Here is a 12,356-nt window from a genome sequence, read left to right on the forward strand (position 1 = left end):
ACGTCCCGCATCATCACGACAGCCTTCGCCTTGATCTCAAAATTTAGCTCGCACCCCGGCTCAAGCCTTGCATCGTCATCGATGCGAGGTATGGTCCCGGCGATTTTCCACGGAAAGGAACCCGCATGGCCGCCTTCAAGACACTCGACGATATCGGCAATATCAGCGGCAAGCGCGTGCTGGTGCGCGTCGACCTCAACGTGCCCGTCGCCGACGGCAAGGTCACCGACGCCACCCGCATCGAACGCATCGCACCGACCATCGCCGAGCTGTCCGGCAAGGGCGCCAAGGTCATACTGCTCGCGCATTTCGGCCGCCCGAAGGATGGTCCCTCGCCCGAATTTTCGCTGGAGCCGATCGCCAAGGCTACCGCGGAGGTGCTTGGCCGCCCGGTCGGCTTTGCCGGCGATTGCGTCGGCGACACGGCGGGCAGTGCGGTCGCCGCCATGAACAAGGGCGATGTGCTGCTGCTGGAAAACACCCGCTTCCACAAGACCGAGGAGAAGAACGACCCTGATTTCACAGAGCGGCTCGCCGCCAATGGCGATATCTTCGTCAACGACGCCTTTTCCGCCGCCCACCGGGCGCACTCCTCGACCGAAGGCCTGGCGCGGCTGTTGCCGTCCTATGCCGGCCGCACCATGCAGGCCGAGCTCGAGGCGCTGGAGAAGGGGCTCGGCAATCCGATCCGCCCTGTCGTCGCCATTGTCGGCGGCGCCAAGGTGTCGACCAAGATCGACCTGTTGATGAACCTGGTGAAGAAGGTCGACGCGCTGGTGATCGGCGGCGGCATGGCCAACACTTTTCTCGCCGCGCGTGGCACCGCTGTCGGCAAGTCGCTGTGCGAGCATGACCTTGCCGCGACCGCCAAGCAGATCATGATCGAGGCCGCCGAAGCCGGCTGCGCCATCATCCTGCCTGTCGACGGTGTCATCGCCAAGGAATTCAAGGCGGGTGCGGCCAGCGAGACCGTTGCCATTACGGATGTCCCGGCTGACGGCATGATCCTCGATGTCGGCGAAAAGACCGTGAAGACGATCCGCGAATGGATCGACCGCGCCGCGACCCTGGTCTGGAACGGCCCGCTCGGCGCCTTCGAGATCGAGCCTTTCGACCACGCCACGGTGGCTGCGGCAAAGCACGCGGCGGCCCGCACCAGGGCCGGCAAGCTGGTCTCGGTCGCCGGTGGCGGCGACACGGTGGCCGCCCTCAATCATGCCGGCGTCGCCGACGATTTCACCTATGTCTCGACCGCCGGCGGCGCTTTCCTCGAATGGATGGAAGGCAAGCCGCTGCCCGGCGTCGACGTGCTGAAGAAACAAGCCTGACCGGATCGGGGGCGCAAAAACGGACGCCAGGAACTTTCAATCGATTCGAGCTTTCCGATCCCATTCCTTTGGCGGTAGACTTCCGTTACGCGCGGAACGTACCCCCTTAGGAGAAGAAAAATGAGCGAACGTCTCGAAGACATTGCCGCCGCGATGGTGGCCGGCGGCAAGGGCCTGCTGGCCGCCGATGAGAGCTCCGGCACCATCAAGAAGCGCTTCGAAGTTATCGGCGTCGAATCGACCGCCGATAGCCGCCGCGACTACCGCGAGATGATGTTCCGCGCCAAGGACGCAATGACGAAGTACATCTCCGGCGTCATTCTCTACGACGAGACCATCCGTCAGAAGGCTGCCGACGGCACGCCTCTGGTCGACATCATCAAGGCGGCGGGCGCCATTCCCGGCATCAAGGTCGATGCCGGCGCCAAGCCACTCGCCGGCTTTCCCGGCGATACCGTTACCGAAGGCCTCGACGGCTTGCGCGAGCGGCTCGCGGATTATTACAAGCTCGGCGCCCGCTTTGCCAAATGGCGCGCGGTGATCGACATCGACACCGGCAAGGGCGTGCCCTCGGCCAATTCGATTGCCTCCAATGCCCATGCGCTGGCCCGCTATGCCGCACTGTGCCAGGAGGCCGGCATCGTGCCGATCGTCGAACCGGAAGTGCTGATGGACGGCGCGCACGACATTGCCACCTGCTACGACATCTCGAAGGCAACGCTGATCAAGCTCTATGACGAGCTGCATGCGGCGCGCGTTGTGCTGGAAGGCACCATCCTGAAGCCGAACATGGTGCTGGCCGGCAGGAAATCAGGCAAGGTGAGCAGCCCCGAAGAGGTCGCGGAAAAGACCATAAAACTGTTCCGCGAAACCGTACCGGCAGCGGTGCCGGGCATCGCCTTCCTTTCGGGCGGGCAGTCGGACGAGGAGGCGACCGCCAACCTCAACGCCATCAACGCCATCGGGCCGCATCCGTGGAAGCTGACCTTCTCCTATGGCCGCGCCTTGCAGGCCGCCCCGCAAAAGGCCTGGAGCGGCAAGGCATCGAACGTCGCCGCCGGCCAGGCCGCCTTCACCCATCGTGCCCACATGAACCATCTGGCGGCGCTGGGACAATGGACGGCGAGCCTCGAACAGGCCGCCTGAGCGCAGTCCTCCCGTTGTCATACAACCCGGGCCGATGCGCCCGGGTTTTGTTTATGCAAAGCCCGGCTTGGACGGAGTTCGTTCATCCTTATCTACCTTTCGGCAAAAGCTGACAGCGATGTCGGTTTCTGCCCACCCCAAACGTCCTTGGGTGAACAGACAGGGAGAACTTCATGACTCGCAACAAGGTGGTTTCGCGTGAAGACTGGTTTGAGGCGCACAAGGCGCATCTGGCGCGCGAGAAGGAATTGACACGGTTGCGTGAGCGCATCGCCGCCGAGCGGCGTGAACTGCCCTGGATGAAAATCCGCAAGGACTATGTCTTCGAGACCGAGCAGGGTCCGAAGAACCTGGCCGGACTGTTCGGCGCCAACAGCCAACTGATCGTCTACCACTTCATGATGACGCCAGGATCGAACCATCGCTGCGAAGGCTGCTCCTTCCTTGCCGACCATATAGACGGCGCCGATCAGCATCTCAGGCACCACGACGTGTCGCTGGTGGTGGTTGCGCGCGCGCCGCTGGCGGAACTGCTGCCTTACAAGCAGCGTATGGGCTGGAAATTCGACTGGGTGTCGTCCTACGCCTCGGATTTCAACTTCGACATGCAGGTCTCCTTCACCGACAAGCAGATCGCGGGCGGCGACACCACCTACAATTTCGAGACGCGTCCGCGCACGTCAAAGGACCTTCCCGGCACCAGTGTTTTCTACAAGGAAGAGAACGGCGACATATTCCTTACCTTTATGTCGCGCGCCCGCGGCGGCGAGGCCCAGATCGGCACTTACGACTATCTCGACATGACACCGAAGGGCCGCGGCGAAAATGGCCCTTATCATAGCCTGATGGACTGGGTGCGGTTGCATGACGAATATCAGGACAAGCAGGCGGACAAGCCGAACTGCTGCGACTAGAAGCTCGTTCACCTCAGGCGAAACTTGCGCTAAGGCTGCCGCTGATCTCTAAACGGTATCGCCATGCGCTTCCCGGCCCTTCTTACCTGGCTCGCCTACCCCGTTTATGTCTGGCAGGGCCTCGGCGTGCGCCGCCGCACCACCCGCATGCTGCCGGCACAAGGGCCGGTCATGCACGAAATATCGGGCAAGGCGCCGGCCATCTCGCTGCTGGTGCTGGGCGATTCCTCGGCCGCTTCCGTCGGCATCGGCAATTCCGAGAACGGGCTTGCCGCGCAGCTTGCAATGCTGGTCGCAAGACGAACCGGCCTTGCCGTGCGCTGGCGCGCCGCCGGATTCAACTCGGCAACGTCGGGCCAGATCCGCGACCATGTGCTGCCCAATCTGTCGGCCGATCGGTGGACGCATATAGTGCTGGCCATCGGCACCAACGACACCAAGAATTTCCACTCGGTGCCGCGCTTCAAGAAAGAGTTCGGCGGCCTGCTTTACGCGCTGCGCGCCAAATGGCCGGAGGCCCGCGTCGTCTGGTCGCCGGTGCTGGAATTCACCCGTGCGCCGGCCATGCCGCCGCTGCTCGGCAAGATACTCGAAATCCGCGCTACCGCAATGAACCGCATGGGCGAGCGCCTCTGTTTCGAGCGCGGCGCCGTGCCGGCGCCACGGCTGCCGATCACCAACCCTGAGGCCGGCTTTGCCTCCGATGGCTTTCATGCCTCGGAAGCCGGTTACCGCGCCTGGGCCGAACATCTGGTCGGATGGGTGCTCGCCGATTGACCTGAGGGAGCACAAGCTCGGACTGGTGGGCTTCAGAGAACTGACGCGAGTATTTCCAAATACTGTTGATTGCAGCCTGCTTCCAATGGATCTGAGCCAGAATATCATCCAGCAGCAATGGATGAGCTACGGCCTGGATTCCGAAACCGGCAAGGACACCTGCACGCTGACCGGCAACCGCGCCGAATCGAGCAAGCATGTCATTCCGGCCGGCCCGGCCAACGCCACGCCTTTTATTGCGGCGAACCTGCCGGAATTCATGACGACGCGCGGTGGCGATTACTTCTTCGTGCCCAGCCTCAACGCCATCCGGATGATTGCCATGGGAACGGTGGACCCGACCTGACCCTCAAGGCTATGCCCAGTGCCCCAGCGCACCCGCCAGCGCGATGGCCGCCATGGCGATCAGGGCCAGCTTCCAGAAATCGCCGCGCCGCTTCAGGCCCGGCCAGCCGAGCGGCTTGATCAGCTGAATGGCCATCATGCCGATGATGACGAGCGCGAGGAGTTTCGACATGCCCGCCTTTGAGCAGCATCGCGACAGGCTGTCAAAGCGGTTCTTGCATGGTCTCGGTCGACTTGGCCATTCCTGACAAAAGGCTCGTTTCCGAACCGACCGCCAAGCACCTCGCAGCTTTCTTCAACGAGCTGACATGCTCCTGACAGACTGCTGTCAGGAGGGGTATGCGATAGTGTCTCCATCAGAGAAGAGGAGATGGTCATGAACAGCTTTGGTGTTTTGAACAGCGTACAGCACTATGTCGGCAAGATCCGCACGATGCGCAATGAAGTCCGTACCCAGCGCTTCCTGAACTCCTTGCCGGCGGACATCCGCAAGGACATTGGCTGGCCGATATGTATGAGGGTCACAGCCGCATTCGCGAGATCTGAGGCGTTTTACATGACAATGCTTGGATGCGGACCCCGCAACGCCCGGATCATTGACATGGACCCCCGGGCGGCGACGCCTTGGGCTGGCGCAAAGACTTTTGGCGCCTGCTACGGACAATGCTGAAGGCTCCTGACAGAATGCTGTCAGGAGCACCATGCCATAAACGTGTCAGGAGACATGAATGGTGAAAAGCTGGAACGACAGGCTGAACACGCCGGGCGTCAACGGCGTGAAGCCGACGCCACGCACAATGGGCCACGTCGTCGAGGGCCAGCCGATGCTGGTGCCGACGGCCCGTCAGGTCGATGATTTCATCCGCACGATCCCCAACGGCCTCGAGATGGATGTACGCGCCTTGCGCACCGCCCTCGCCATCGAGCATGGGGCGCAAGTGACATGTCCGGTCACCATCGGCTATCATCTGCGCACCGTCGCCGAAGCCGCCAATGAGGATCTCGAACGCGGCATGACGCTGAACGATATCACGCCGTACTGGCGTGTGCTCGACGTGAACACGCCGACAACGAAGAAGTTGTCCTTCGGCGCGGAATTCGTCGCCGTGCAGCGCAAGCGCGAAGGACTTAAACCATAATGCGTGTCGCCCAAAAGTGCGCAGCGGTTTTTGGGAGAACGACAAGCATAAAACAGGACATGGATGTCACCCGGAACCGGTTTTGGGACCATGACATTCATAGACAAGCAGCCGAGGGACCATACGATGCGACGTGCCGACAGGCTCTTTCAGATCGTGCAGCACCTGCGTGGCGGCCGGCTGGTCACCGCCCAGAAGCTCGGCACATGGCTCGAGGTTTCCGAGCGGACCATCTACCGCGATATCGCCGATTTGCAGTCGACCGGAGTGCCGATCGACGGCGAGGCCGGCGTCGGCTACATGATGAGGGAGGGTTTCGACCTTCCGCCGCTGATGTTCACGCGTGACGAAATCGTCGCGCTGGTCGCTGGCGCCCGCATGGTGCGGGCCTTTGGCGGCGCTGCTATGGCGCGTGCGGCCGACGAGGCGCTGGTCAAGATCGGCGCCGTCCTGCCCGACGCCGAGAAGGACCGCATCGCCCGCACCGAGATCCACACCCCGATGTGGGTGGTGAGCGACGCCGCGCGTGAGGCGATCGACGTGATCGAGCGCGCTGTCGAGAAGCGACAGGTGCTGACCATCGACTACCGCGACGAGGCCGGCCGCGGCACCGGGCGTGACATCCGTCCGCTCGGTCTGTGGTTCTGGGGCAAGGTATGGACGCTGGTTGCCTGGTGCGAGATGCGCGACGATTTCCGCGCCTTCCGCATCGACCGCATCGCCTCGGTGGTCATCGCCGGCCGCATCTTCAAGCCGGAGCGCGGCAAGCAGCTCGCCGATTTCTACCGCGCGGTCGAGCGCAGCGAGGATTATGGCATGACGCCGGACCGGGCGGCGCGCAGCTGAGACTTCGACAATCAATGAAAAAGCCCGCTCGAAGCGGGCTTTTTTGTTGAACTGTCGCAAACCTCACTCGTCGTCCGCATCTTCCTTCTTGGACTTGAGCGCCGAGAGCTTGGCGAACACGGCGTTGGCGTCGAGTTCGGCATCCTCGTCCTTCGGCTTCTCCGGCGCCGGCACCAGGCGCTCGGTCACGGCAGCCGGCAGCAGCGTGTCGCCGACAGGTTGCGCCTGCTCGCGGCCGCGCGAGGCGCGGTTGACTTCCATGTCGAGGTCGATCTGCGAAGCGAGACCCAGCGTCACCGGGTCCATCGGCTGCAGATTGGCCGAATTCCAGTGCTTGCGCTCGCGGATCTGTTCGATCGTCGACTTGGTCGTGCCGACCAGGCGCGAAATCTGCGCATCCTTCAATTCCGGATGGTTGCGGACCAGCCACAGGATGGCGTTGGGCCGGTCCTGGCGCTTCGACAGCGGTGTGTAGCGGGGACCCTTGCGCTTGGATTCCGGCACCCGCACCTTGGGGTCGGACAGTTTCAGGCGCTGGTTCGGATCCTTCTCGGCGCGCGCGATCTCGTCGCGGGTCAGCTGTCCGGTCATGATCGGATCCATGCCCTTGATGCCCTGCGCCGATTCGCCGTCGGCGATCGCCTTGACCTCGAGCGGATGCAACCCGCAGAACTGCGCGATCTGCTCGAAGGAAAGCGCGGTGTTGTCGACCAGCCAGACGGCGGTCGCCTTGGGCATCAGCAGCGTATTGGCCATTTCAAAAATCCTTCTCGTTCGCCCGCGTTCCCGCGCGGGCGGTGGTTTAGAGCCACCAAAATGGGAAATTCGCGGCCTGTATAACCGCTCCGCTGCCGTTTCGCAATGTTTTTGGCGCAGGGCGCAGCCGCCGGACACCGGACAGCGGGGGAGGCCAGGAGGACCTCGGCTCCGGCGATCATTGATGCCGAGTTGTACAGGGGGTCCAAAACGACAAAACCCGCCGGACAGGGTCCAGCGGGCTCGGAACCGGCGACGGGATACCGTCTGCGGCGGCTCTTGCTTCTGCCGCGTGGTCAGGCCTCACTGGCCGACCATGCTTCGAATTAGATGGCCTTGCGGGCAATCCTCTCGATGTCGCCGCGGCTGATGCCAAGGTCGCTGAGCTGACGGGCGTTGAGCTTGTTCAGCTCGCGCACGGTTTCGTTGTACATACGCCAGTTACGGAAAGCGCGGATCGGGTTCATGGTTGTCCTCCAGTTGTTGGATCAAATCGTTTCGATGACGCTTAGATAGGCAGTGCTGCCCACGAATTGAACAGACGTCTTTGCATAGCCGCAATGCAAATGCTGCATTGCACCATTGAGGTTATGTTCATCTTGCCGACGGGCATAGCGGGGAGGATGTGCCGAGATTCAGGTCGGGCCGCGCCGAGAATGGCGGCTCCCGAGAACCGGCCTACGCCGGCCGTAGCCTTCATAGAGCGGAGGCATTTATGACGGCTTCGGCCGGCGAAGGCCGGAGCGGAGCGTACTTCAGTACGTGACACCGGCCTACGCCGGCCGTAGCCTTAACTGCCGCAACCCTCATGAGGGCTTCGGCCGGCGAAGGCCGGAAGCGCAGGGAGCCGCCATTCGCAGGCCGGCCTCACCTGAATCTCGCCCATCTAGCCGACGTCGAGAACGATCTTGCCTATATGCTCGCCCTCTTCCATGCGCTCATGCGCCCGCCAGGCGTCGGTCAGCGGGAAGATCATGTCCATCACCGGCGCTACCTTCCGGGTGCCGAGCAGCGGCCACACCTGTGCTTCCAGTGCGGCGGCGAGCGCCGCCTTGAACTCGACCGTGCGAGGCCGCAGCGTCGAGCCGGTGTGGGTCAGCCGCTTGACCATGATTTTCGAGAAATCGGCGCTCGCCACCGCGCCGGCTTGAACGGCGATCTGGACGATCCTGCCCTCGACCGCGGCGGCCTCGTAGTTGCGCGCGATATAGTCGCCGCCGACCATGTCGAGAATGACGTCGGCCCCGTTGCCGCCGGTCGCATCCTTGACCGCCGCGACGAAATCCTCCTCGCGGTAGTTGATCGCCCGGTCGGCGCCGAGCTTCAGGCAGGCGTCGCATTTCTCCTTCGAGCCGGCGGTGGTGACGACATACGCGCCGAAGGCCGACGCCAGCTGGATCGCCGTGGTGCCGATGCCCGATGAGCCGCCATGGACCAGCAGCGTCTCACCCTTTTTCAAGCCGCCGCGCTCGAACACATTGTGCCAGACGGTGAAATAGTTTTCCGGAACCGCGGCCGCCTCCGTGTGGGTGAAGCCGGCGGGCAGCGGCAGCACGCTGCCGGCATGAACCTTGACATATTCGGCATAACCGCCCCCCGGCGTCAGCGCGCAGACCCGGTCGCCGATGCGCCAGCGCGATATCTCGTCGCCAAGGGCGGCCACTTCGCCCGATGCCTCGAGACCGGGCAGGTCGGAGGCGCCGGGCGGCGCCGGATAGGCGCCCTTGCGCTGCTGCACGTCGGGGCGGTTGACGCCGGCCGCACGCACCCGGATCAGGATTTCGCCGGGACCAGGCACCGGCACGTCGCGCGTTTCCGGTTTCAGCACCCGCGGCCCGCCCGGTTGCGAGATTGCGATGGCCGTCATCGTGGCTGGAATTTTATGTCCGCTCGCCATGAAATTTCCCGTCTCGGTCCGCCGGTCTGTCGCCGGCTGCCAGCTTCTTGCCGGCTGTTTGCATCTGCGCCCCTGCCCTATGTATGCTGATTGCCGGATCAGGCAAATGGCCAAATCAGCCCAATACTGAATAGGGAGGAGCGACGATGGCGATCTTCGACGACGAACCCAAAAAGAAAGCCCGCCCGCATGAGATCGGACAGGATCTGTCGCTGCTTTCGGTCGGTGACCTTACCGAACGGATCAGCATCCTGCGCGAGGAGATTGCCCGGCTGGAAGCCGAGCTCCAGACCAAGGGCAGCACCAAATCGGCGGCCGAAGCCCTGTTTCGCCGCGGCTAGTTTTCGCGTTAGTTTCGGCGTTGAGCATCCGCCGCCGAAAAGCCCGAATGCGCCTGTCTTCAGACCCCGCCACCGAATCTCCAGACGGATCAAACAATGTTTGCAAGCTACAGGCCGATCCTCTCGCTGCTTCGCGGCACCGCTTTCCTGCTTGCGGCTTCGGGGCTGCACGGCCTGTTGTTGCCGTTGCGCGGCCAGATCGAAGGGTTTTCGACCGCATCGCTCGGTCTGATGGGCACGGCCTGGGCCGGTGGCTTCGTCACCGGCTGCTTCTTCGCACCGCGCCTGGTGCGCCGCGCCGGCCACGTCCGGGCGTTCGGCGCCTTTGCCGCTTCGGGCGCCATCGTGGCGTTGCTTACCGGCCTGATCATCGACGAATATGTCTGGATCCTGCTGCGCGCCTTCACCGGCTTCACCATGGCCGGAGCCTTCATGGTCATCGAAAGCTGGCTGAACGAGAAGGCCACCAACGAGAACCGCGGCACCGTCTTCGGCCTCTACATGATGGTCACCTATGCCTCGATCATGGGCGGCCAGATGATCGTTGCGGGCGGCGACGTCAGATCGGCGTCGCTGTTCATGATCACCGGCATATTGTTCTGCCTGTCGCTGATCCCGACCGCGGTGTCGTCGGCTTCGTCTCCCAAGCCTTTGCAGGACGTCAAGCTCGATGTCAAAGGTCTCTACGCCAACTCGCCGGTGTCGGCGATCGCCTGCCTGTTGGTCGGCATCGCCAATGGCGCCTGGGGCACGCTTGGCGCCGTCTACGGCGCCCGTATCGGCATCTCCACCGCCCAGATCGCACTGATGATGAGCCTTGTCGTTATTGCCGGCGCGGCCATGCAGCTTCCGGCCGGACGCCTCTCCGACAAGACCGACCGCCGTTTCGTGCTGGCGGGCGCGGCTTTCGGCGCCGCACTGTTCGCCATCCTGATCTTCCTGTTCGAACCGCGTTCCGCCGTCCTCGTCATTGTCTTCGCCGCCGCCTACGGCGCCTTTGCCTACACGCTCTATTCGATCGCCGTGGCGCATGCCAACGACCACGCCCGATCGGAGGATTTCGTCAAGGTCTCGGGCGGCCTGCTGCTTCTGTATGGCTTCGGAACCATGATCGGGCCCTTGCTGGCTGCCGCCCTGATGGGTTGGCTCCGCCCCGAAGGCCTGTTCCTGGCCACCGCGCTGGCGCATCTCAGCCTCGCCGCCTACACGCTGCTGCGCATCAGCCGCCGCGCGCCGGTGCCTATCGAAGACCGCGACGCCTTCAAGACCCAGCCGGCCGATCGCTCGGTCACCCCTGAAGCACTGCGGCTCAGAAAAGCGGAAGCCGACGGTTGAGATTTGAAAAGCTTTGCCCCACAAGTATAGGCATGATCTTTTCTGACGCCTTCATGGCGATTGCCGACCCCAACCGGCGCTATCTTCTGGAAGAGCTCCGGCGTGGCCCGAAAACCGTCAACGAACTGGCTTCGGGCCTGCCAGTCTCCCGCCCGGCCGTGTCCCAGCATTTGAAAGTGTTGCTGGACGCCGGTCTGGTTCAGGCCAAGGCCGAGGGCACGAGGCGGGTCTATACAGTCAGCAGTGGCGGCTTCCTCAAGCTCAATATTTGGCTTGATCAGTTCTGGGAAGCATAGGCCGCGATTCCAGCTCGCCTCCCTGGCTTTCAAGTGTCCGTTGCCAGCGCCTTGCCCNCTTGCCCAGCCCATCGAGCAGGAATCCGGTACCATGCTCGCGCGATGACGGTGTGTCGTGCCCATCGAGAAACGCGCCCTGCTCGGTCAGCACCAGACGCGTGCCCGTGCCTTCCGGGCGAAGCTCAATTGTCGCCAGCGAAACCGAGATTCTGACATCACCGAACAGCATGTCGTAGCTGTAGACGATGCGCTGGTTGGGCACGATGTCCTGATAGGTGGCGGTATAAGTGTGGATCGGCCCGTCCTTCGGCCCGCCGGCTGACCGCCGACGCGAAAATCCATTTCGTGCCTGTGGGTCATCGGGTTGTCGGGGTCGGCGAACCAGCGCCGCTTGGCGGCCGGATCGCTGAGCGCGAAATAGACTTTCGCCGGTGCAAATGGATAGAGGCGCTCGAGGACGAAGGTGGAGTGGACGACGGATCGTTCGGCCATGGTCAGGTCCTCTAGGTCAGCTTGATGGTTTCTGCGCGACGAAGACGCCGTCGCGATAGGACGCGCCGAAATAGACTTCGACGGCGCGCAACCTGTCGTCATGGAACAGATGCAGTTCGGTGTTGCGGAAGGTCTTTCCGTCCGCCGTCTCGCAGCGATAGAGGACAAAGGCGGCGTCCTCGTCCTCGCATATCCGCTCGATGACGATCGAGCTGAAGGCCGGGCTGTCCGGCCAGCAGCGCTCGAAATAGGTCGCACGGTCGATGGCGTCGTCATAGGGGCTGGTGAAGGTGAAATCGTCGGCGAGCACCGCCGCGACGGCAGCCTTGTTATTCGCCTGGTAGGCGGAAAAATAGCCGCGGATCAACTCCGCTCTGCTTTTGCCGGGCATGGTCATTTCTCCTCTGCTTCAGGTCATTCGGTCCCGGCGAGAAAATCGCCGAGCCGGTCGAGCCGACGCTCCCATGTCAGCCGCCGTTCGTTGATCCAGTGTTCTGCACTACGCAGCGCCTGCGGCGCGATCTGGCAGGTGCGCACGCGGCCGAGCTTTTCCGAGCGCACCAGCCCGCTTGCTTCGAGCACGTTGAGATGCTGGACGACGGCCGACAGCGACATCGCCAGCGGTTCGGCCAACTGGCTGACCGAGGCCGGCCCACGCGACAGCCGCTCGACCATGCTGCGCCTGGCCGGGTCCGCGAGCGCCTGGAACATCAGGTCGAGCTGGGCGGGATCGTGCAGCATCGC

Annotated in this window: 18 protein-coding genes; 11 read left to right on the forward strand and 7 right to left on the reverse strand. The window is 63.2% G+C overall.

Annotated elements, in window-relative coordinates; genetic code table 11:
- Positions 1-125: 125 nt before the first annotated feature.
- From X728_RS148630 to X728_RS148610, 5 genes are all read left to right on the forward strand, one after another.
- Positions 126-1,328 carry a phosphoglycerate kinase gene (locus tag X728_RS148630; protein ID WP_023832012.1) on the forward strand — a complete coding sequence of 401 codons (1,203 nt, stop codon included), beginning with the start codon at positions 126-128 and terminating at the stop codon, positions 1,326-1,328.
- 120 nt (positions 1,329-1,448) lie between these two features.
- Positions 1,449-2,474, forward strand: a complete 1,026-nt coding sequence (locus X728_RS148625) for a class I fructose-bisphosphate aldolase (RefSeq protein ID WP_023825004.1) — start codon at positions 1,449-1,451, stop codon at positions 2,472-2,474.
- A 173-nt stretch (positions 2,475-2,647) separates the two neighbouring features.
- On the forward strand, positions 2,648-3,388 hold the full coding sequence (locus X728_RS148620; RefSeq protein WP_023825005.1) for a thioredoxin family protein: 741 nt from the start codon (positions 2,648-2,650) through the stop codon (positions 3,386-3,388).
- Positions 3,389-3,451: 63 nt separating this feature from the next.
- Entirely contained in the window at positions 3,452-4,165 is a 714-nt protein-coding gene (locus tag X728_RS148615) for an SGNH/GDSL hydrolase family protein (protein WP_023832013.1), read from the forward strand.
- Between the two features lie 25 nt (positions 4,166-4,190).
- On the forward strand, positions 4,191-4,511 hold the full coding sequence (locus X728_RS148610) for a hypothetical protein (protein ID WP_155923328.1): 321 nt from the start codon (positions 4,191-4,193) through the stop codon (positions 4,509-4,511).
- Positions 4,512-4,520: 9 nt separating this feature from the next.
- Here the strand turns inward: X728_RS148610 and X728_RS1000000169115 are convergent, their stop codons facing one another.
- Entirely contained in the window at positions 4,521-4,682 is a 162-nt protein-coding gene (locus tag X728_RS1000000169115; RefSeq protein WP_023683991.1) for a hypothetical protein, read from the reverse strand.
- A gap of 204 nt (positions 4,683-4,886) precedes the next feature.
- Here X728_RS1000000169115 and X728_RS1000000171060 point away from each other — a divergent pair, with 204 nt between their 5' ends.
- From X728_RS1000000171060 to X728_RS148600, 3 genes are all read left to right on the forward strand, one after another.
- On the forward strand, positions 4,887-5,180 hold the full coding sequence (locus tag X728_RS1000000171060) for a hypothetical protein (protein ID WP_023832014.1): 294 nt from the start codon (positions 4,887-4,889) through the stop codon (positions 5,178-5,180).
- A gap of 58 nt (positions 5,181-5,238) precedes the next feature.
- The gene (locus X728_RS148605) at positions 5,239-5,649 is read left to right on the forward strand and encodes a hypothetical protein (protein WP_031195637.1); all 411 of its coding nucleotides are present in this window, start codon (positions 5,239-5,241) and stop codon (positions 5,647-5,649) included.
- A gap of 126 nt (positions 5,650-5,775) precedes the next feature.
- A complete protein-coding gene (locus X728_RS148600; protein ID WP_023683994.1) occupies positions 5,776-6,495 on the forward strand; it encodes a YafY family protein in 720 nt (239 codons plus the stop codon).
- Between the two features lie 63 nt (positions 6,496-6,558).
- Here X728_RS148600 and X728_RS148595 read toward each other — a convergent pair whose 3' ends face one another.
- The 3 genes from X728_RS148595 to X728_RS148590 form a co-directional block, all read right to left on the reverse strand.
- Positions 6,559-7,251, reverse strand: a complete 693-nt coding sequence (locus X728_RS148595; RefSeq protein ID WP_023670142.1) for a DUF1013 domain-containing protein — start codon at positions 7,249-7,251, stop codon at positions 6,559-6,561.
- Positions 7,252-7,577: 326 nt separating this feature from the next.
- Positions 7,578-7,718: a DUF1127 domain-containing protein gene (locus X728_RS1000000169125; RefSeq protein ID WP_023670143.1), complete on the reverse strand. Its 141-nt coding sequence runs from the start codon at positions 7,716-7,718 to the stop codon at positions 7,578-7,580.
- Between the two features lie 419 nt (positions 7,719-8,137).
- Entirely contained in the window at positions 8,138-9,148 is a 1,011-nt protein-coding gene (locus X728_RS148590) for an NAD(P)H-quinone oxidoreductase (RefSeq protein ID WP_031195639.1), read from the reverse strand.
- Between the two features lie 146 nt (positions 9,149-9,294).
- On the opposite strand from X728_RS148590, the gene X728_RS148585 reads away from it, so the two are divergent.
- The 3 genes from X728_RS148585 to X728_RS148575 all read left to right on the forward strand — a co-directional run bounded on the left by X728_RS148585 (position 9,295) and on the right by X728_RS148575 (position 11,120).
- The gene (locus X728_RS148585) at positions 9,295-9,489 is read left to right on the forward strand and encodes a DUF1192 domain-containing protein (RefSeq protein ID WP_023670145.1); all 195 of its coding nucleotides are present in this window, start codon (positions 9,295-9,297) and stop codon (positions 9,487-9,489) included.
- 96 nt (positions 9,490-9,585) lie between these two features.
- Entirely contained in the window at positions 9,586-10,824 is a 1,239-nt protein-coding gene (locus X728_RS148580) for an MFS transporter (protein ID WP_023670146.1), read from the forward strand.
- A gap of 32 nt (positions 10,825-10,856) precedes the next feature.
- Complete coding sequence (locus X728_RS148575) at positions 10,857-11,120, forward strand: metalloregulator ArsR/SmtB family transcription factor (RefSeq protein WP_023670147.1); 264 nt, start codon at positions 10,857-10,859, stop codon at positions 11,118-11,120.
- On the opposite strand, the gene X728_RS1000000171635 is transcribed toward X728_RS148575, so the two are convergent.
- The 3 genes from X728_RS1000000171635 to X728_RS0135440 form a co-directional block, all read right to left on the reverse strand.
- Positions 11,086-11,382, reverse strand: a complete 297-nt coding sequence (locus tag X728_RS1000000171635) for an SRPBCC domain-containing protein (protein WP_245266160.1) — start codon at positions 11,380-11,382, stop codon at positions 11,086-11,088. The two genes, X728_RS148575 and X728_RS1000000171635, sit on opposite strands and share 35 nt — an antisense overlap.
- 246 nt (positions 11,383-11,628) lie before the next feature.
- Entirely contained in the window at positions 11,629-12,003 is a 375-nt protein-coding gene (locus X728_RS148570; protein WP_032887163.1) for a nuclear transport factor 2 family protein, read from the reverse strand.
- Between the two features lie 23 nt (positions 12,004-12,026).
- Positions 12,027-12,353, reverse strand: coding sequence for a metalloregulator ArsR/SmtB family transcription factor (locus X728_RS0135440; RefSeq protein ID WP_023699361.1), 327 nt, complete (start codon positions 12,351-12,353; stop codon positions 12,027-12,029).
- Positions 12,354-12,356 lie beyond the last annotated feature (3 nt).

It is taken from the genome of Mesorhizobium sp. L103C119B0 (assembly GCF_000502235.1).
GTDB lineage: Bacteria > Pseudomonadota > Alphaproteobacteria > Rhizobiales > Rhizobiaceae > Mesorhizobium.